Source organism: Pseudomonas sp., assembly GCF_032058845.1.
Lineage (GTDB): Bacteria > Pseudomonadota > Gammaproteobacteria > Pseudomonadales > Pseudomonadaceae > Aquipseudomonas.
Map to the genome: position 1 here is coordinate 10,572 of NZ_DAMCCR010000046.1, position 18,651 is coordinate 29,222.

Annotated in this window: 17 protein-coding genes; 9 read left to right on the forward strand and 8 right to left on the reverse strand. The window is 62.6% G+C overall.

Annotation, left to right across the window (positions count from 1 at the left end; genetic code table 11):
* The first annotated feature begins 73 nt into the window (after positions 1–73).
* Positions 74–340 (forward strand): DUF1145 domain-containing protein, encoded by a 267-nt coding sequence (locus RT028_RS10880; protein ID WP_312934831.1) that lies wholly within the window; start codon positions 74–76, stop codon positions 338–340.
* A gap of 12 nt (positions 341–352) precedes the next feature.
* On the opposite strand, the gene RT028_RS10885 is transcribed toward RT028_RS10880, so the two are convergent.
* Complete coding sequence (locus tag RT028_RS10885; protein WP_312934808.1) at positions 353–817, reverse strand: DUF4149 domain-containing protein; 465 nt, start codon at positions 815–817, stop codon at positions 353–355.
* A 95-nt stretch (positions 818–912) separates the two neighbouring features.
* Here RT028_RS10885 and dinG point away from each other — a divergent pair, with 95 nt between their 5' ends.
* The 6 genes from dinG to RT028_RS10915 all read left to right on the forward strand — a co-directional run bounded on the left by dinG (position 913) and on the right by RT028_RS10915 (position 9,266).
* Positions 913–3,057 carry an ATP-dependent DNA helicase DinG gene (gene dinG, locus RT028_RS10890; RefSeq protein ID WP_312934809.1) on the forward strand — a complete coding sequence of 715 codons (2,145 nt, stop codon included), beginning with the start codon at positions 913–915 and terminating at the stop codon, positions 3,055–3,057.
* Positions 3,058–3,281: 224 nt separating this feature from the next.
* Positions 3,282–5,519 (forward strand): beta-galactosidase, encoded by a 2,238-nt coding sequence (locus tag RT028_RS10895; protein WP_312934811.1) that lies wholly within the window; start codon positions 3,282–3,284, stop codon positions 5,517–5,519.
* A 149-nt stretch (positions 5,520–5,668) separates the two neighbouring features.
* Positions 5,669–6,814 carry a serine hydrolase domain-containing protein gene (locus tag RT028_RS10900; protein WP_312934833.1) on the forward strand — a complete coding sequence of 382 codons (1,146 nt, stop codon included), beginning with the start codon at positions 5,669–5,671 and terminating at the stop codon, positions 6,812–6,814.
* Between the two features lie 98 nt (positions 6,815–6,912).
* On the forward strand, positions 6,913–7,941 hold the full coding sequence (locus RT028_RS10905; RefSeq protein WP_312934813.1) for an OmpA family protein: 1,029 nt from the start codon (positions 6,913–6,915) through the stop codon (positions 7,939–7,941).
* An 18-nt stretch (positions 7,942–7,959) separates the two neighbouring features.
* A complete protein-coding gene (pdxH, locus tag RT028_RS10910) occupies positions 7,960–8,607 on the forward strand; it encodes a pyridoxamine 5'-phosphate oxidase (RefSeq protein WP_312934814.1) in 648 nt (215 codons plus the stop codon).
* A gap of 194 nt (positions 8,608–8,801) precedes the next feature.
* Complete coding sequence (locus RT028_RS10915) at positions 8,802–9,266, forward strand: glycine zipper 2TM domain-containing protein (protein WP_312934815.1); 465 nt, start codon at positions 8,802–8,804, stop codon at positions 9,264–9,266.
* A 122-nt stretch (positions 9,267–9,388) separates the two neighbouring features.
* On the opposite strand, the gene RT028_RS10920 is transcribed toward RT028_RS10915, so the two are convergent.
* The 7 genes from RT028_RS10920 to RT028_RS10950 all read right to left on the reverse strand — a co-directional run bounded on the left by RT028_RS10920 (position 9,389) and on the right by RT028_RS10950 (position 16,891).
* The gene (locus RT028_RS10920) at positions 9,389–11,005 is read right to left on the reverse strand and encodes an NAD(P)/FAD-dependent oxidoreductase (RefSeq protein WP_312934816.1); all 1,617 of its coding nucleotides are present in this window, start codon (positions 11,003–11,005) and stop codon (positions 9,389–9,391) included.
* A gap of 105 nt (positions 11,006–11,110) precedes the next feature.
* Positions 11,111–11,785, reverse strand: a complete 675-nt coding sequence (locus tag RT028_RS10925; protein WP_312934817.1) for a hypothetical protein — start codon at positions 11,783–11,785, stop codon at positions 11,111–11,113.
* Between the two features lie 122 nt (positions 11,786–11,907).
* On the reverse strand, positions 11,908–12,609 hold the full coding sequence (locus RT028_RS10930; protein ID WP_312934818.1) for an ATP-binding cassette domain-containing protein: 702 nt from the start codon (positions 12,607–12,609) through the stop codon (positions 11,908–11,910).
* The gene (gene livG / locus RT028_RS10935) at positions 12,610–13,377 is read right to left on the reverse strand and encodes a high-affinity branched-chain amino acid ABC transporter ATP-binding protein LivG (RefSeq protein WP_312934819.1); all 768 of its coding nucleotides are present in this window, start codon (positions 13,375–13,377) and stop codon (positions 12,610–12,612) included.
* Positions 13,374–14,630: a high-affinity branched-chain amino acid ABC transporter permease LivM gene (locus RT028_RS10940; RefSeq protein ID WP_312934822.1), complete on the reverse strand. Its 1,257-nt coding sequence runs from the start codon at positions 14,628–14,630 to the stop codon at positions 13,374–13,376. Before RT028_RS10940 ends, livG begins: the two co-directional genes overlap by 4 nt.
* Positions 14,627–15,550, reverse strand: a complete 924-nt coding sequence (gene livH / locus RT028_RS10945; protein WP_312934823.1) for a high-affinity branched-chain amino acid ABC transporter permease LivH — start codon at positions 15,548–15,550, stop codon at positions 14,627–14,629. The genes RT028_RS10940 and livH overlap by 4 nt, the downstream gene beginning before the upstream one ends.
* A gap of 225 nt (positions 15,551–15,775) precedes the next feature.
* A complete protein-coding gene (locus tag RT028_RS10950; protein ID WP_312934825.1) occupies positions 15,776–16,891 on the reverse strand; it encodes a branched-chain amino acid ABC transporter substrate-binding protein in 1,116 nt (371 codons plus the stop codon).
* A 359-nt stretch (positions 16,892–17,250) separates the two neighbouring features.
* On the opposite strand from RT028_RS10950, the gene RT028_RS10955 reads away from it, so the two are divergent.
* Positions 17,251–17,562, forward strand: coding sequence for a DUF2288 domain-containing protein (locus tag RT028_RS10955; protein ID WP_312934827.1), 312 nt, complete (start codon positions 17,251–17,253; stop codon positions 17,560–17,562).
* Positions 17,563–17,718: 156 nt separating this feature from the next.
* Entirely contained in the window at positions 17,719–18,606 is an 888-nt protein-coding gene (locus tag RT028_RS10960) for an NAD(P)-dependent oxidoreductase (protein WP_312934828.1), read from the forward strand.
* Positions 18,607–18,651: the final 45 nt, after the last annotated feature.

The following is an 18,651-nucleotide window of genomic DNA, read 5'->3' on the forward strand; positions in this document are numbered from 1 at the left end:
ACTGGATTACTGGATTACTGGATTACTGGATTACTGGATTACTGGATTACTGGATCACCTGGGGGAGCGCGCCATGAACGTCATGCTGGCTGTGGGCAAAGCCCTGACCGTGCTGTTCTGGGGAGTGGTGTTGTTCAACGGCCTGCGGCCCCAGGCCATGCCATTCGACCTGCTGATCCGCGCCGCCGGCAGTACGTTGCTCGGGCTGCATGTGCTCGAGGTGCTGCTGTTCAATGGCAGCCTGCGCGAGCGCAGTCACCGCTGGTTCGATCGCCTGCAGATTCTGCTGACCGGCATCTTCCACATCCTGACCCTCCCCAGGCCGTTGCCTCGCCGCTAGCGAAGGGTCAGATCAGACGCTCCAGCGTGCGCTGGCCAAGGCAACCACCACCAGGCCCAGCAGCAGGTTCAGGCCCACCATCCGTCGGATACGCGCCAGTACCTGAGCGCCGTCTGCCCAGGCCTCGCCCTGCACCGCCGCGCGTAACTGTGGCAGGAGCAAGGCATGCACGCGCAGGAACACCGCGACCATGACGATGGCTCCGCCCATCATCCATTGCACATAGCGCGGCGCGGTTTCGAAGCCATTGAAGCGCAGGTGGACCATAGCCACGCCGCTGATCGCCAAGATCGCTATCGACACCCAGACCCATCCGAAGAAGCGTGGGAAAACTTCCGCCCAGACACGCAGCCGCGACGGTCCGTCCAGGGCTGCAGCCAGCGCCGGGCGCAGTACCAGCCAGGCGAAGAACATGCCGCCGACCCAGATCAGGGCCGCTAGAACATGCAGTGTGTAGGGCAGGGTAAAGGCAAGCATGCAGAACTCCATCGGGCATAACGGGCAATAGCCGGGTATGATAGCCGGCCCGTGAAAGCACTGAAAATATATCCAGCCCTTCGGGCACGCAGACCATGATCAGCAACGAACTCAAAGCCACCATCCAAGGCGCCTACTCGCGTTTCCTCGAAGCCAAGAGCCTCAAGCCGCGCTATGGCCAGCGGTTGATGATTGCGGAGGTGGCCAAGGTCCTTGGCGACATCGCCGTGGACGAAGAGGGCAAGCGTGCCGGCGAACCTGCGGTGGTTGCGGTCGAGGCCGGCACCGGTACCGGCAAGACGGTGGCCTATAGCCTGGCGGCTATTCCCGCGGCCAAGGCGGCTGGCAAACGCCTGGTGATCGCCACTGCCACGGTTGCCCTGCAGGAGCAGATCGTCTTCAAGGACCTGCCTGACCTGATGCGCAACAGCGGCCTCAACTTCAGCTTCGCCCTGGCCAAGGGCCGGGGTCGCTACCTGTGCCTGTCCAAGCTCGACGTACTGCTGCAGGAAGGTCAGGCGCAGTCGGCCACGGCACAGCTGTTCGAGGAAGAAGGCTTCCACATCGAGGTGGACGAGCGCAGCCAGAAACTGTTCAACGGCATGATCGAAAAGCTCGCCGGCAACCGCTGGGACGGTGATCGTGACAGCTGGCCAGAGGCTCTGGAAGACCAGGACTGGGCGCGCCTGACCACCGATCACAGCCAGTGCACCGGCCGCCATTGCCCGAATTTCCAGCAGTGCGTGTTCTACAAGGCGCGTGAGGGCATGGGCAAGGTCGATGTCATCGTCACCAACCACGACATGGTCCTGGCCGACCTTGCCCTGGGCGGCGGTGCGGTGCTGCCCGACCCGCGCGAAACGATGTACGTGTTCGACGAAGGGCATCACCTGCCCGACAAGGCCATCGGCCATTTCGCGCACTTCTCGCGCCTGCGTTCTACCGCCGACTGGCTGGAGCAGACGGCCAAGAACCTCACCAAACTGCTGGCTCAGCAAACCTTGCCTGGTGATCTGGGCAAATGGATCGAGCAGGTGCCGGAGCTGGCTCGGGAAATCCGTACCCAGCAGCAGTTCATGTTCACCCTGTGCGAGCAGGTGGCCGAGTTCCGCCCCAGCGAAGACACGGAAGGTCGTGACCGCCCGCGTTACCGCTTTGTCGGCGGGGTGGTGCCCGATGAAATCCGCGAGGCCGGCATCGAGCTGAAAAAGGGCTTCGCGCGCCTCAACGACCTCTTCACCCGTCTGGCTGATCTGCTCAAGGAAGGCATGGACAGCGAGGTCAGCATCGGTATACCCAGCCATCAGGCCGAGGAGTGGTACCCGCTGTTCGGTAGCCTGGTGACCCGCGCCCAGGGCAACTGGGAACTGTGGACGGCATTCACCGCCGAAGACCCTGAAGACAGCCCGCCCATGGCGCGCTGGTTGTCGCTGGCTGAAAGCGGTGCCCAGTACGACATCGAGGTCAACGCCAGCCCGATCCTGGCTGCCGAAATGCTGCGGCGCAACCTGTGGAACGTGGCCTACGGGGCGCTGGTGACCTCGGCCACGCTCACCGCGCTGGGCAAGTTCGACCGCTTTCGCATGCGCTCGGGTTTGCCGCGCGACGCCATGACCTGCGTCGTGCCGAGCCCGTTCGTGCACGGCGACGCCGGCGTGCTGCGGGTGCCCGATCTACGCGCCGACCCGCGTGATGCCACGGCGCATACCGCCGCCATCATCCGCGACCTGCCGGGCATCGTCGAAGACGCCCGCGGCGCGCTGGTGCTGTTCTCCTCGCGCAAACAGATGCAGGACGTGTTCGATGGCCTGGACCGCGACTGGCGCAAGCTGGTGCTGATTCAGGGCAACCTGTCCAAGCAGGAAACCCTCAACAAGCACAAGGCGCGCGTCGATGACGGGCAGCACAGCGTGCTGTTCGGGCTGGCCAGCTTTGCTGAAGGGGTCGACCTGCCGGGTGCCTATTGCGAGCACGTGGTCATCGCCAAGATTCCCTTTGCGGTGCCAGACGATCCGGTCGAAGCCGCCCTTGCCGAGTGGATCGAGGCGCGCGGCGGCAATCCCTTCATGGAAATCGCCGTGCCCGATGCCTCTCTGCGGCTGATCCAGGCCTGCGGCCGGTTGCTGCGTACCGAGCAGGACCGCGGCGTCATCACCCTGCTCGATCGGCGGCTGGTCACCCAACGTTACGGGAAGGCTATTCTCAATGCGCTACCGCCCTTCCGGCGGGAAATCGGCTGATGCCCGGCGCATGACGCGTCGGGCCGTTGTCATCTATTAGGCTCTGTACGAAAAGTCTTGAGACGAAGGTCAGGCAAGGCGAAAAGCGGCGAGGAAGCGGAGTGTACTGGAGTACATGAGCATTCCGAGCTGGTTTTCAACGCAGCATGAACGAGTATCAAGGCTTTTCGTACAGAGCCTAGGTCATGAGCCCACTGGGGCTCTTCAAGGAGTATCACCGGCCCATGATCCCTCGCAGCCTGCCTGCCGTACTCGCCCTGATGTTCAGCGCGCCCTTGTTGGCCGGGCAGCAGACATTGTTCAGCTTCGTCCGGCCCACTTCCGTGATCAATGTGGTCACGCAGGACACTGCCTTGCCGCAGTACAACGCTGAACAGACAGCGCAGGGCGAAGTGCTACGGCGGGTGGTGTTCAACCCGGCCGAGCGGCCCACGTTGCAGCTCACCCCGCAGACCGGCAGCTGGGATTGGTCCAGCGGGCAGTTTCTTACCCTGCGCCTGCAAAGCGGAATGGACTGGGCATTGAGCGTGGATGTCGTGGTCAAGAGCCAGGATGGACAGACACTCACCAGCCGCATCGACGTGCCTTCAGGCCCTGCGCAGACGGTGATGGTGCCACTCACGGCCCGCTCGGCATTGAGTCAGGGCATGCGCGCCGGGCCGCCGATGCCCTGGAGTCATGAAGGGCAACGTCTGCTGTTGACCAATAGCGTGGGGGCGGTGGACTTGAAGCAGGTGAGTTCGGTCAGCCTGAGCATTCCCAAGCCCAATGTCGCGCAGAGCCTGCTGATCGAAAAAGTCGGCGTGCAGGACGACGACCAGGCCTACACGGCAGCCTATGCGGGCCTGATCGACGGCTACGGCCAGTCGACCCGTGCCAACTGGCCAGACAAGATCGCCACTGACGAGCAACTCAAGGCTGCTGCCAGTCGCGAGCAACAGCACGTGCAGGCATGGCTTGGCGAGCGCGGTGCGCTCAAGCTCGACCCCTACGGCGGAGTGCTGGCAGGCCCTGCCTTCGAGGCGAGAGGTTTTTTCCGCACCGAGAAACGTGACGGTCACTGGTACCTGGTAACGCCCGACGGGCACGGCTTCTTCTCGCTGGGTGTCAATGCGGTCGCGGCCGACGGTGGGCGGACCTATGTCAGCGGGCGCGAGGGCATGTTCAAGGCATTGCCAGCCGCAGGCGAACCGCTCGCTGCGTTCTCCGGCAAAGGCAACAACGACGATGGCAATGCCTCTTCGCAAGGCCGTGGTTTCAAGCAGGGTGAGTGGTACGACTTCTACGCGGCCAATCTGTATCGCAGTCAGGCCAATGCCTGCCCGGCGCAGGTCGAAGGGCAGCCGGCCACCGACTGTCCGGCACCCAGCGTTGACGCCGACCGCTGGCAGACCCACGCCATCGACCGGCTGCTCGCCTGGGGCTTCAACACGCTGGGCAACTGGAGCGATCCGGCGTTGGGGCAGACGCAGCGCATTCCCTACACCTTGCCGCTGGCCATCGTCGGCGACTACGCCAGCATCAGCACCGGCATGGACTGGTGGGGACGCATGCCTGACCCGTTCGATCCGCGCTTTGCCATGGCCACCGAGCGTGCGGTGGCGATCGCCACCCGCGATCACCGCGACGACCCCTGGCTGATCGGCTACTTCGCCGACAACGAACTGGCGTGGGCCGCGCCTGGTGCTGATGCGAAGGCCCGCTACGGCCTGGCCTTCGGCACCTTGCGCCTGACCACCGATGTACCGGCCAAGCGCGCCTTTCTCAAGCAGCTGCGCGACAAGTACCGCAACCAGCAGGGGCTGTCCAAGGCATGGGGCATCGACTTGCAAGCCTGGGAACTGATGGAGGATCCAGGCTTCGAGGCGCCGCTGCCCAACCCTGAGCACCCGGAGATCGAGCGCGACTACCAGCATTTCCAGGAAGTCTTCGCCCAGACCTACTTCAAGACCATCGCCGACGCCCTGAAATGGCATGCGCCCAACCACCTGCTGCTCGGCGGACGCTACGGGGTCACCTCGCCTGAGGCGGTGAAGGCCTGCGCTGAGTTCTGCGACGTGTTGAGCTTCAACTTCTATACCCTCAAACCTCAGGACGGCTACGACTTCGCCGAGTTGGCCGAACTCGACAAACCGGTGCTGGTTTCCGAGTTCCAATTTGGCTCGCGTGACCGCGGCCCCTTCTGGCCGGGGCCGCTTGAATTGGCGCGAGAAGAGGACCGTGGCGCTGCCTACGCCACCTTCCTCACTGCGGCGCTGGAGCAGCCGATGATCGTCGGTGCGCATTGGTTCCAGTACCTCGATCAGCCTGCCAGCGGCCGCCTGCTCGATGGCGAGAACGGCCACCTCGGGCTGGTGGCGATCACCAATGTGGCCTGGACTGGCTTCGTCGAAGCGGTGCGCAAGCGCAACCTGCTGCTCAACGAGCAATTGGCCAAGCAGTTGGGCTCGCCTGCGCCTTGATCGACCTCAGTGCTAGTGTGGTGTTTCTGCAGCACCACACTCAGCTCGGGTCCAGCGTCTGACGTACCCCTACAACACCTGGCCTGTATGCAAACAGGTCAAGTGCTGAAACAATGCACGCCTTTTCCGACCGTCAGGAGCGTCAACGCGTGCAGATTCAGGGGCATTACGAGCTGAAGTTCGAGGCGCTGCGCGAGGCCTTCGCGTCTCTGTTCGATGATCCCCAGGAACGCGGCGCAGCGCTGTGCGTGCAGGTGGGCGGCCAGACAGTCGTCGACCTCTGGGCCGGCACGGCCGATCGCGATGGCCAAGAAGCCTGGCACAGCGACACCATCGCCAATCTGTTCTCCTGCACCAAGACCTTCACTGCCGTTACCGCGTTGCAACTGGTTGATGAAGGCAAATTGGCCCTCGATGCACCGGTGACACACTATTGGCCGGCGTTTTCCCAGGCCGGGAAGGACGCCGTGACCCTGCGCCAGCTGCTGAGTCACCGCGCTGGCCTGCCGGCCATCCGGGAGCTGCTAGCCCCCGAAGCGTTGTACGACTGGCAGGCAATGACTGCGGCGCTGGCCGCCGAGCGCCCGTGGTGGACTCCAGGTGCCGAGCACGGTTATGCGGCAATCACCTATGGCTGGCTGGTTGGCGAACTGATCCGCAGGGTCGATGGGCGTGGCCCAGGTGAGTCGATCGTTGCGCGGACTGCCAAACCGCTAGGGCTGGATTTCCATGTCGGGCTGGCCGATGAGGAGTTCTACCGGGTTGCCCATATCGCTCGTGGCAAAGGCAATCCGGGCGATGCGGCGGCCCAGCGCCTGCTGCAGGTGACGCTGCGTGAGCCCGAGGCGCTGTCGACCCGTGCGTTCACCAACCCACCCGCGATTCTCACCAGCACCAACAAACCCGAGTGGCGGCGCATGCAGCAGCCGGCGGCCAATGGTCATGGCAACGCCCGCAGCCTGGCGGGTTTCTATGCCGGCCTGCTGGACGGCAGCCTGCTGGAATCCGAGCTGCTCGACCAGCTGACGCGCGAACACAGCCTTGGCCAGGACCGGACGCTGTTGACCCAGACGCGCTTTGGCCTGGGATGCATGCTCGACCAGCCAGACGTGCCCAACGCCACCTTCGGTCTCGGCGCGCGGGCCTTCGGCCACCCCGGCGCTGGTGGCTCGGTCGGCTTCGCGGACCCCGAATACGACGTGGCGTTCGGCTTTGTCACCAACACCCTGGGCCCCTACATATTGATGGATCCGCGCGCCCAGCGGCTGGTGCAGGTGCTGCGCGCCTGCCTTTGATCGGGTAGTGCTGTATTGCCTGAGTCCTTTGTCTATCCTGAAGGCCACTGCTCGATGTGCGCTGGCAAAATTCCTTTTCAATTCATGGTGTATCGCTGATGTCTTCACATAAAACCTTAGCTCTCGCCCTGTGCCTGGCCATGACTGGCTGCGCTCAGCACTCGCAACAGACTGCCTCGAGCGACAGTGGTCGTAGCTGGTGGCCGTTTGGCTCGGACAAGGTGGCCGATCAAGACGTCAAGGATGCCGTGACTGAAAAGGTCGCTCAGGCCGATGCCAAAGCTGCCGGCAAGGACGCTGCGGGCAACCGTTGGTGGTGGCCGTTCGGTGGCAATGACGCTGGGGCGAAAGACCCGGTGGCCGCCGTGCCCAAGATTGACCAGAAAGCGACCCAGGCCTGGCTTGACCAGTACGAGCCCAAGTTGCGGGAAGCGCTCAAAGACAGCAAGTTCGAGCTGGAACGGCGCGAAGACGTGCTGGCAGTGACCATTCCGGTCGATGGCTCGTACAACCCTGATCGTCCGAACATGCTGCTGCCCATCACCTTGGCGCCGATTACCCGCGTGGCCAAGGTCGTCGAAGGTGATCCGAAGACCGCCGTGCTGGTCCTGGGCCACGCCGACAGCAGTGGTGTTGCCGCGGCCAACCAGCGCCTGAGCCTGGAACGCGCCGCTTCGGTGTCGGCCATCTTCCGTCTCAGCGGCTTGCAACGTGATCGGCTCACCCTCAAAGGTATGGGCGCGGTCATGCCGCGTGCTGCCAACGACAGCGCCGAAGGCCGAGCATTGAACCGCCGTGTGGAGCTGTTGCTGACCCCGCAGAACACCATGCTCGCCCTGATGGCCAAGTATCAGCAGGCAGTCCCTGCGCCGACCCCAGCTTCGATGGTTGCCGTGCAGAACGCCAAGCCTGCTGCCGCGGCGCCGGCTGCCAAACCTGCGGCCAAGGCCGCTGCCAAGCCCGCCGCCAAGACAGCCGCCAAACCGGCTGCGAAAAAGCCCGCTGCCAAGGCCAAGACGCCTGCCAAACCGGCGGCGAAGAAAGCCGCTGCACCGGCCAAGGCTGCCGCCAAGAAGGCCGACACCGACAAGCGCGTTGCCGCTAACACCTCGGCCAAGACCAACTGATCGTCAAGGAAACCAGTGATGACCCAGTCCCTGGCCGATATGCGCCGCGACTACACCCGCGATGGCCTGGTCGAGGACCAGGCTCCTGCTGAACCCTTCAGCCTGTTCGAACAGTGGTTCAGCGACGCGGTCCAGACCGAGCAGGCGCCCGTCGAAGTCAACGCCATGACCGTGGCGACGGTTGATGCTGACGGGCGTCCGCACTGCCGGGTGCTGCTGCTCAAAGGGCTGGATGCGCAGGGCTTTACCTTCTTCACCAACTACGACAGTGCCAAGGGCCAGCAACTGGCGGCGCGCCCGTTTGCCGCAATGACATTCTTCTGGCCAGCGCTTGAGCGCCAGGTGCGGATCGAAGGTCGGATCGAGAAAGTAACGGCACAGGAATCGGACGATTATTTCCAGGTCCGTCCGTTGGGTAGCCGTCTGGGGGCCTGGGCTTCGTCACAGAGCCAGGTGATTGCGGATCGCCAGGCACTCGAAGCGCTGGTCAAAGCCACTGAGGCGCGCTTTTCCGACAGTCAGCCCCATTGCCCCGAGCACTGGGGTGGCTATCGTCTGCTCCCCGATCGCATCGAGTTCTGGCAAGGGCGTTCCAGCCGTCTGCATGACCGGCTGAACTACCGCCTCAGTCAAGGGCAATGGCAGCGCGAGCGCCTCGCCCCCTGAGCCATTGGTGCCATTGCTTGCACGCCGTGTGCAACGATCGACGCCCTCTGCAGGTCACACGTCTATCACGTAGCCGTGTCGTCGCGGCCCAAGCTGTATAGGGGCTGAACGACACGCTTTTTTTCTGTGTTGCCGTCGTGACAGCCGTAATCGCTCGGCGTCTAATGGACACCTTGCCAATGGAGATTTGACCCATGCGTAAATCCGCTTTGCTGGTGGCGGCCTTCACCACCGCGTCGCTGCTGCTTGGAGGCTGTGCTTCCAATCTGTCAGGTGACAGTTATTCCCGTGACGAGGCCCGCCGCGTGCAGACCGTTCGCATGGGGACCATCGAATCCCTGCGACCGGTCAAGATCGAAGGCACCAAGACGCCAATCGGCGGCGGTGCTGGCGCAATTGTCGGTGGCGTTGCCGGCAGCGCCATCGGCGGTGGTCGTGGCAGCCTGGTTGCCGCCGTGATCGGTGCGCTGGCGGGTGGCCTGGCAGGTTCTGCGGCTGAAGAGGGCATCACCCGTACCCAGGGTGTTGAAATCACCGTCCGTGAAGACGACGGCAGCATGCGCGCCTATGTGCAGTCGGTGCAGCAGAACGAAGTGTTCCGGGTCGGCGAGCGCGTGCGCATCATGACGGTGGACGGCACCAGCCGCGTTTCACACTGATTCGATGCATAAAAAAACCCGACTCGGCCAGGCCGGTCGGGTTTTTTTGCGTCTGCGCTTGAGCGGTGGTGGCTACCCGGTGATAGCCGGGTGCGTATCACATGGCCCGGCTCCTGGCAGGTTCAGCGCGCGTGGTCGTCGAGCATTGCGCGCGCTACGGCTTCGGCAATACGAATACCGTCAACGCCGGCCGACAGGATTCCTCCTGCGTAGCCCGCGCCTTCACCTGCAGGGAACAGCCCTTTGAGATTGACGCTCTGGAAGTCAACTCCGCGCGTGATGCGCAGTGGCGAAGAGGTGCGTGTCTCGAGGCCGGTCAGGACGGCATCATGCAGGCTGTAGCCCTTGATCTGCCGATCGAACGCCGGCAACGCCTCGCGAATGGCTTCGATGGCGAAGTCCGGCAGGCTCTTGGCCAGGTCGACCAGCGTGACGCCAGGCTTGTAGGAGGGTTCGACGCTTCCCAGTGCGGTTGACGCCCGGCCGGCCACGAAATCACCCACCAACTGCGCAGGCGCCTGATAGTTGCTGCCGCCCATCTCATAGGCCAGGGTTTCCAGGCGCTCCTGCAACTCGATGCCGGCCAGCGGGCCGCCAGGGTAGTCGCGCTCCGGATCGATACCCACCACCAGGCCCGAGTTGGCATTGCGCTCATTGCGTGAATACTGGCTCATGCCGTTGGTGACCACGCGTCCCGGCTCGCTGGTGGCCGCCACCACGGTACCGCCCGGGCACATGCAGAAGCTGTACACCGAGCGTCCGTTCTTGGCGTGATAGACCAGTTTGTAATCGGCCGCACCCAGTTTCGGGTGGCCGGCATACTTGCCCAGCCGCGCCTGATCGATGAGGGTCTGCGGGTGTTCGATGCGAAAACCCACGGAAAACGGCTTGGCCTCCATGAACACGCCCTTGCCATGCAGCATGCGGAAGGTGTCACGGGCGCTGTGGCCGAGTGCTAGCACCACATGGCGGGACAACAGTTCTTCGCCGCTCTCCAGGACCACGCCCAGCAGTTGCTCACCCTCGGTCAGGATGTCGCTGACTTTTTCCTGGAAACGCACCTCGCCACCCAGGGCGATGATTTCCTGGCGCATGGTCTCTACCATGCCGGTCAGGCGGAAGGTGCCGATGTGCGGCTTGTTGATGTACAGGATCTCGTCCGGCGCGCCCGCCCTGACGAACTCTTCGAGCACCTTGCGGCCGTGGTGCTGGGTGTCCTTGATCTGGCTGTACAGCTTGCCATCCGAGAAGGTTCCGGCACCGCCTTCGCCGAACTGCACGTTGGATTCCGGATTGAGCTCGCCCTTGCGCCACAGGCCCCAGGTATCCTTGGTGCGCTGACGGACTTCCTTGCCACGTTCCAGCACGATCGGCTTGAAACCCATTTGCGCCAGGAGCAGCGCGGCAAAGATGCCGCAAGGACCGAAGCCGACCACCAGCGGTCGTTCCTGCAGCTCGCCCGGCGCCTGGCCCACGTACCTGTAGGTCACATCTGGCGCCGGCCCGATGTTGCGATCGTCGGCGAAGGTGCGCAGCAGCTCTGCTTCGTTACTGGCTTCGAGGTCAATGGTGTAGATGAACAGCAGTTCGCTGTTTTTCTTGCGCGCATCGTAACTGCGCTTGAACAGCGTGAAGCTGAGCAGCTGGTCATCGCTGATACCCAGGCGTTGCACGATGGCCTGGCGCAAGGCGTCATCAGGATGATCCAGGGGCAGCTTCAGTTCGGTGATTCGTAACATGACAAGGTCCAGTATCCCGGCCTTGGTCGGCCGGCGGCTTTATACAAACCGACGAGTATAAGCGTTTGCCTGCCTCGACAGGCAGCGCAAAACGCAAGCGGCCGATCAGTTGTCGCGTGCACCGCCAAAGTAGGCGCAGCCCTGCGACACCTGGCCATCGATGCGCAGCTCGGCGCGCAGGTGACGAATGGCGCCGCTGGCGGGCTCGACGCAGCGCTGCGGGGCGACCCACAGCTCGACGTGCTGGGCATTGGCCTCGCTGGACAGGCTCAGGCCGCCGCCGGGGATCTCTTCTTCGAGGAACGGCAGGGGAAGGGCGTCCTTGCCGGCGCGCTCGATGATCATCCCGCGGCCACTGGCTTTGACGTCCCACTCGGGCGAGTGGCCTTCGGCGCGCAGTGTCAGGTGTTTGAAGTTCGGGTCTTCACAGCCATTGCTGGCACGCTCGAGCCGGTACAAGCGCTGCACGTCGAACTGTCCATCACTGTCAGCCTGGCGACTGCCGCCCAAGCGACCGCGCAGGTCGGCGAACAGGCGAGCCTTGGCGTCGGGCGCCAGACTGTCGGCTTCCTGCAGCAGGCCGGTGTTGCCCGCGTCATTGACCAGAAAGCGACGGTTTTCGTTGCACGGCTTGAACAGCAGCTTGCCGTTCCCAGCGCTGAGCTCGCCCTGCATGCGCGTGCTGCCGATGTTCGGATCGCTGGGCGCCTCGGCGAACATCTGGCAGCCGGCGAACAACGGCAGCAGCGTGGCGAGCATCAAGAGAGGGGTGGCGCGCATGGAAGCTCCAGCGTTAAGACGAAAAGAGCCGGCAACGTTACCGACGCACGCCGGCGATCTCAAGGGGCCGGCATCGATGACCCGCGATCAGGCAAAAGAAAAGGGCCCGCAGGCCCTCTCGTTCATCCTCCCAGGTAGGCGTCGCGCACCTTCGGGTCCACCAGCAGTGCAGCACCCGTGCCTTGCATCACCACGTGCCCGTTTTCCAGCACATAGGCACGGTCGGCCACTTTCAGGGCCTGGTTGGCGTTCTGCTCCACCAGGAACACCGTGACGCCATCGCGGCGCAGCTGTTCGATGATGTCGAAGATCTGCTGGATGATGATGGGCGCCAGGCCCAGCGACGGCTCATCGAGCAGCAGCAGCTTGGGTTTGCTCATCAGCGCCCGGCCGATCGCCAGCATCTGCTGTTCGCCACCTGACATGGTGCCGCCGCGCTGCACGTAGCGTTCCTTGAGGCGCGGGAACAGGTGCAAGACCTTGTCGAGCTGCTCTTGATAGTCGCCCTTGCTGGTGAAGAAGCCGCCCATTGCCAGGTTCTCCTCCACGGTCAGGCGGGCGAACACGCGGCGGCCTTCAGGCACTACCGCGATGCTTTTGCGCATGATCAGCGAGGAGGGCTGGCCAACCAGTTCTTCACCCAGGTACTTGATGCTGCCGCTGTGTGCCTGCGGAGAGCCGCACAGGGTCATCAGCAAGGTCGACTTGCCGGCGCCGTTGGCGCCGATCAGGGTGACGATTTCACCCTGGTTGATTTCGACGTTGACGCTGTGCAGCGCCTGGATCTTGCCGTAGAAGGTCGATACGTTTTCGAACTTGAGCATTTACGCCTCCCCCAGGTAGGCCTTGATCACATCAGGGTTGCCACGAATCTGTTCGGGCGTGCCATCGGCCAAGGGCGTGCCCTGGTTGATCACCACGATGTGATCGGAAATGCTCATCACCAGCTTCATGTCATGCTCGATCAGCAGCACGGTCAGGTTGTGGGATTCGCGCAGATAACCGATGAGGGCCTTCAGGTCCTCGGTTTCCTTGGGGTTCAGGCCCGCCGCAGGCTCGTCGAGCATGATGATGCGCGGCTGGGTCATCATGCAGCGAGCGATTTCCAGGCGTCGCTGTTGGCCATAGGCCAGGGTGCCTGCAGTGCGGTTGGCAAACTCGGTCAGGTTGACCTTGTCCAGCCAGTACGCCGCACGCTCCATGGCTTCCTTCTCGCTGCGGCGAAAGCTCGGGGTCTTGAACAGGCCGGCAAAGAAGTTGGTGTTGAGGTGGCGATGCTGGGCGATCAGCAGGTTTTCCAGCGCCGTCATTTCCTTGAACAGGCGCACGTTCTGGAAGGTGCGCACCACACCCTTGCGGGCGATGAGATGGCCCGGCAAACCCTGGATCGGCTGGCCGTCCAGCAGGATGCTGCCGCCGCTGGGTTTGTAGAAGCCAGTCAGGCAGTTGAACACCGTGGTCTTGCCGGCGCCGTTCGGGCCGATCAATGCCACGACCTGTTTTTCCTTGACGGTCAGGCCCACGCCGTTGACCGCCAACAGCCCACCAAAGCGCATGCTCAGGCCGCTGACTTGCAGAATTTCGCGGCTCATCGACGCAGCTCCATATGGGGACGTTGCATAGGCAGCAGACCTTGCGGGCGCCAGATCATCATCAGCACCATCATGGCGCCGAACATCAGCATCCGGTACTCGCTGAACTCGCGCATCAGCTCCGGCAGCAGGATCATCACGATTGCCGCCAGGATCACGCCCAACTGCGAACCCATGCCGCCGAGCACCACGATGGCGAGAATGATGGCCGATTCGATGAAGGTGAACGACTCGGGCGTGACCAGGCCTTGGCGCGCGGCGAAGAAGCTGCCGGCAAAGCCTGCGAAGCTGGCGCCGAGGGTAAAGGCCGAAAGCTTGATGATGGTCGGGTTCAGGCCCAGCGCGCGGCAGGCGATCTCATCTTCACGCAGCGCTTCCCAGGCGCGGCCGATGGGCATGCGCAACAACCGGTTGATGACGAACAGCGCCACCAGGGCCAGCACCAGTGCGACCAGGTACAGGAAGATGACCTTGTTCATCGAGTTGTATGGCAGGCCGAAGTACTCGTGGAAGGTCTGCATGCCTTCGGCGGCGCGGCGCTCGAAGGTCAAACCGAAGAAGCTCGGCTTTTCGATGTTGCTGATGCCGTTCGGACCGCCGGTCCAGTCGGTGAGGTTGCGCAGGAACAGCCGGATGATTTCGCCGAAGCCCAGGGTCACGATGGCCAGGTAGTCGCCGCGCAGGCGCAGTACCGGGAAGCCCAGGAGGAAACCGAAGGTGGCCGCCATCAGGCCGGCGATCGGCAGGCAGATCCAGAAACCCCAGCCCAGATAGTGCGAGAGCATCGCGTAGCTGTAGGCACCCACGGCATAGAACCCGACATACCCCAGGTCCAGCAGGCCCGCAAGGCCGACCACGATGTTCAGGCCCAGGCCCAGCATCACGTAGATCAGGATCAGGGTGGCGATATCGACCGCGCCGCGTGAACCGAAGAACGGCCAGGCCAGCGCGGCCATGATCAGGCCGAGGATGATCCAGCGCTGGGTCTTGGGCAGGGTCAGGAAGTTGCTGACCGAGGCCGGCACCAGCTTGCGCCCGGAGCCTTGCCCCATGGCTGCGCTCCATTGCCGGTCGAACAGCACGCGCAGGAACATCAGCACCGAGGACACGGCAATCACCATCAGGGTGAAATCGCTCTGGGTGTGTACCACCAGACGAATGCCATCGATGCTCAGCTTCAGGCCCAGTACCGGGAACGCGACCGCCCACACCAGGATGGCGCTGAACAGCGCCTGTTTGAGATTTCTGTTCATACTTTTTCAACCTCCGGGCGGCCCAGAATACCGGTCGGCCGGAACAGCAGGACGAGTACCAGCAGGCCGAACGCTACGACGTCCTTGTACTGGTCACCAAAGATGTCAGCGCCGAATGCTTCGGCCACCCCCAGCACCAGACCACCGAGCATCGCGCCGGGAATGCTGCCAATGCCGCCCAGGACTGCGGCGGTGAACGCCTTGAGCCCCACCAGGAAGCCGGCGTTGGGGTTGATCACACCGTATTGCATGCTCAGCAGTACCGCTGCCACGGCAGCCAATGCCGCGCCGATGACGAAGGTCAGGGCAATGATGTTGTTGGTGTTGATGCCGAGCAGGTTGGCCATCTTCAGGTCTTCGGCACAGGCGCGGCAGGCGCGGCCCAGGCGGGAGCGGGAGATGAACAGGGTCAGCAGGGTCATGGCCACCAGGGTGACCACGAACACCAGAACCTGCATGTAAGACACCAGGACCTCTTCCGCGCCGCCCGGGCCGAACGAGAAACTCCCCGGAATCAGGTTGGGAATGGATTTGTCCTTGGAGTCCTGCGACAGCAGTACGGTGTTCTGCAGGAAGATCGACATACCAATGGCGGAGATCAGAGGAATCAGGCGGTTGCTGTTACGCAGCGGCCGGTAGGCCACCCGCTCGATGCTGTAGCCATAGGCACTGGTGACGAAGATGGTGGCCACGAACGCCACGGTCATCAGAATCGGCAACGAATCGATGCCCATCATGGCCAGCCCGGCCAGGGCAATGAAGGCGACGTAGGAACCGATCATGTACACCTCGCCGTGGGCGAAGTTGATCATGCCGATGATGCCGTACACCATCGTGTAGCCAATGGCGATCAGGGCATAGGTGCTGCCGATGGTCAATCCATTAACCAATTGCTGGAAGAAGTGATAGAGCTCAGGCATTGAAGCGCTCCTAAAAACCTGATGTGCATTCGCTGGCGGGGGGTAACCCGGCGCGCCTCGTGGCCTGGGCGACGATGACGGGGCTTGGCCAGTGAACCGCGGGTGACGGTTTTAAGATTTTCAGGTGGGTTGGCTGCCGGATCGCGGCAATCGGGCCCATGAACCTCGTAAAACAAAGCCCACTGCTCGCACAGTGGGCTTGTAGGTCAACTGATGATCAGGCGGTTATTGAGGAGAGACTTCGGTCTTCGGCTTGCCGAAGTGCCATTCGTAGACCACGAACTTGAAGTCTTTCAGGTCGCCCTTGGCATCGTAGGACAGGTCGCCGGTCGGGGTCTTGGTGGTGTTGCTGTGGATAGCCTCAGCCACTTTGGCCGTGTCTTCGCTCTTGGCGTTGGTGATACCTGCGGCAATCACTTCAACGGCCGAGTAGGACGGGAACACGAACGGGCCGCTCGGGTCTTTGCCGTCAGCCTTGATGGCGTCGACGATGGCCTTGTTCTGTGGGTCGGCGTCGAAGGACTTCGGCAGCGTGACCAGCAGGCCTTCGGAGGCGTTCTGGGCAATCTGCGAGATCGAATCGTTACCCACGCCCTCAGGCCCCATGAACTTGGCTTTCAAGCCTTTCTCCTGGGCTTGGCGCAGGATCAGACCGAGCTCCGGGTGGTAGCCGCCGTAGTAGACGAAGTCGACATTGTTCTGCTTGAGCTTCTGGATGACCGAGGAGAAATCCTTGTCACCCGCGTTCAGGCCTTCGAAGACCGCGACTTTGACGCCCTTGCTCTCAAGCGTTTTTTTCACGGCGGTGGCGATGCCTTCACCGTATTGCTGCTTGTCGTGCAGCACCGCTACCACTTTCGGCTTAACGTGGTCGGCGATGTAGTTGCCGGCGGCAGGGCCTTGAGCGCTGTCCAGACCGATGGTGCGGAAGATCATCTTGTAGCCACGGCTGGTGATTTCCGGGCTGGTGGCTGCCGGCGTGATCATGATCACACCTTCGTCTTCGTAGATGTCCGATGCGGGCTGGGTTGAGCTGGAGCACAGGTGGCCAACCACGAACTTGACGCCATCGTTGACCACTTTGTTGGCAACTGCCACGGCCTGCTTGGGATCGCAGGCGTCGTCATATTCCTTGGCTTCGAGCATCTTGCCATCCACGCCGCCCTTGGCGTTGATGTCCTTGATAGCCTGCTTGGCGCCTACGAACTGCATGTCGCCATACTGTGTCACCGGCCCGGTTTTAGGACCGGCAATACCGATCTTGATGGTATCGGCAGCCAACGAATGGCTGGCCACACCAGCCAGTACCATTGCAGCGAACAGCTTGGAAATCTTGATCATAGTGCTCCACTCATTCTGTTGTAATTTTTATAGTCCTGGCGGCCAGGGCTACAGACCGGGGCGGGGGTTGCCATACGAGCGCATCATGCAGCAAGCCCACCTTCCCCTGGAACTTGTCCCGGAACTGTACCGGTACAGTGTAGAGCGCTGTTCGCGCGCTTGAAAAGCCGGCACGGCACAACGCTTTCAAGGGGTGTCGCGTGATCGATACAAAGATACAAGAAAGCGCCATAACGTCTGGTTTGAGCGTCGAGTACAAGCGCGCGTTCGAGGTCGATCGATCAATTACGTGTTTGAAGCCCAGGTTTTCTGCAAAAATAGCGGCCTTTTTGTAAAGCCATTTTCCCTGCAAGGGCCCCATGACTGATCACACAAGCACCCTCTATGCCAAATTGCTTGGCGAGACTGCAATCATCGAATGGAAAGCACTGGAGCGTTTCTGGGCAAAAGGTGACCTGATTTGGGTCGCGCCAAGCCTGGATCTGATCGAAGCCGCCGCTGCCATGGCCGAGAATCACCATGAAACCGTGGCGAAATGGCGTTCTGATGGCATTGTCGGCGCCGTCTCTGATGAGGTCGCTCTGAGCCTGCAAACCCGCGATCCAGAGATATGGGCGGTGGTTGTCTCGCCCTTTATCCTGATTCAGGAAAAGACTGGAAACAACATGTGAGCTGTTTCGGTGCGCCCTGCTTTGGAAATGGTCTGTTCTGGAGCACAGTGCGTGTCGGCAACGGTGCAGGTTGGTAACAGCAGTCTGTGCATTTGCACACTGAGGTAACAACTTACGCAGGGCGTAATAACTTCCGATCATCTCACGAGGCTATTCATGAGCAGTGCACGCCCTTCGTTAGGTTTCGCCGGTGTCGGTCTGATGGGGCTGCCCATGTGCAGGCGCCTGCTCGCTGCAGGCTTTCCCTTGATCGTCTGGAACCGCAGCGCCGACAAATGCATACCACTGCGTGACGCCGGTGCGCGTATTGCACAAACGCCCGCACAGCTCTGCCGTGAGGCCGATATCGTCCTCACGTGCCTGGCCGACGTGGCAGCCGTGCGCGGCGTCATCTTCGGCGAGCAGGGCATAGCCTCTGCCGGCAGCGCGAATCATGTATTGGTCGACCTGTCGAGCCTGGAGCCCACGGCAACCCGGGAAATGGCGGCAGAGCTCGCGGCCACCTGCGCGATGGCCTGGATCGACGCACCCGTATCGGGTGGCGTCCAGGGCGCCGAAGCCGGCAGCCTTGCAATCATGGTCGGGGCTGAGGATGAGCCGTTGCAGCGAGTGCGTGAGGTATTGCTCAGCCTGGGCCAACGCGTCACGCACATGGGTGGGGTAGGGGCAGGGCAGGTGACCAAGGCCTGCAACCAGATGATCGTGGCCTGCAACGCGCTGGTGATTGCCGAGGCAGTGGCATTGGCCGAACGCTCCGGCGTCGATGCGCGATTACTGGCACAGGCGCTGGCAGGCGGCTTTGCCGACTCCAAACCGCTGCAGATTCTGGCCGGGCAGATGGCCGAAAGCCGCTTCGAGCCGATCAAGTGGCACGTCAAGACGTTGCTCAAGGATCTGGACAGTGCGGTGAAGTTGTCCCACGAACAAGGCTCGGCTACACCGGTTACCGGCTTGGCCGCGCAACTGATGCGCCTGCATGGCAGCCAAGGTTATCTGGAGCAGGACCCGGCCACCCTGGTGGAGTTGTACAGGGGAAATTCCTGAGCTGAACCGCCCGGGACCGAACAGTTCCGAGCCGCAGCACCGCCT

What these genes read in the sequence shown, in the direction of transcription:
- RT028_RS10915 (WP_312934815.1), top strand. Translation starts at nt 8,802, where the DNA reads ATGCGTAAATCCGCTTTGCTGGTGGCGGCCTTCACCACCGCGTCGCTG.
- livG (WP_312934819.1), bottom strand. Translation starts at nt 13,377, where the DNA reads ATGAGCCGCGAAATTCTGCAAGTCAGCGGCCTGAGCATGCGCTTTGGT.
- RT028_RS10955 (WP_312934827.1), top strand. Translation starts at nt 17,251, where the DNA reads ATGACTGATCACACAAGCACCCTCTATGCCAAATTGCTTGGCGAGACT.
- pdxH (WP_312934814.1), top strand. Translation starts at nt 7,960, where the DNA reads ATGACCCAGTCCCTGGCCGATATGCGCCGCGACTACACCCGCGATGGC.
- dinG (WP_312934809.1), top strand. Translation starts at nt 913, where the DNA reads ATGATCAGCAACGAACTCAAAGCCACCATCCAAGGCGCCTACTCGCGT.
- RT028_RS10950 (WP_312934825.1), bottom strand. Translation starts at nt 16,891, where the DNA reads ATGATCAAGATTTCCAAGCTGTTCGCTGCAATGGTACTGGCTGGTGTG.
- RT028_RS10925 (WP_312934817.1), bottom strand. Translation starts at nt 11,785, where the DNA reads ATGCGCGCCACCCCTCTCTTGATGCTCGCCACGCTGCTGCCGTTGTTC.
- RT028_RS10880 (WP_312934831.1), top strand. Translation starts at nt 74, where the DNA reads ATGAACGTCATGCTGGCTGTGGGCAAAGCCCTGACCGTGCTGTTCTGG.
- RT028_RS10895 (WP_312934811.1), top strand. Translation starts at nt 3,282, where the DNA reads ATGATCCCTCGCAGCCTGCCTGCCGTACTCGCCCTGATGTTCAGCGCG.
- livH (WP_312934823.1), bottom strand. Translation starts at nt 15,550, where the DNA reads ATGCCTGAGCTCTATCACTTCTTCCAGCAATTGGTTAATGGATTGACC.
- RT028_RS10885 (WP_312934808.1), bottom strand. Translation starts at nt 817, where the DNA reads ATGCTTGCCTTTACCCTGCCCTACACACTGCATGTTCTAGCGGCCCTG.
- RT028_RS10905 (WP_312934813.1), top strand. Translation starts at nt 6,913, where the DNA reads ATGTCTTCACATAAAACCTTAGCTCTCGCCCTGTGCCTGGCCATGACT.
- RT028_RS10920 (WP_312934816.1), bottom strand. Translation starts at nt 11,005, where the DNA reads ATGTTACGAATCACCGAACTGAAGCTGCCCCTGGATCATCCTGATGAC.
- RT028_RS10940 (WP_312934822.1), bottom strand. Translation starts at nt 14,630, where the DNA reads ATGAACAGAAATCTCAAACAGGCGCTGTTCAGCGCCATCCTGGTGTGG.
- RT028_RS10960 (WP_312934828.1), top strand. Translation starts at nt 17,719, where the DNA reads ATGAGCAGTGCACGCCCTTCGTTAGGTTTCGCCGGTGTCGGTCTGATG.
- RT028_RS10930 (WP_312934818.1), bottom strand. Translation starts at nt 12,609, where the DNA reads ATGCTCAAGTTCGAAAACGTATCGACCTTCTACGGCAAGATCCAGGCG.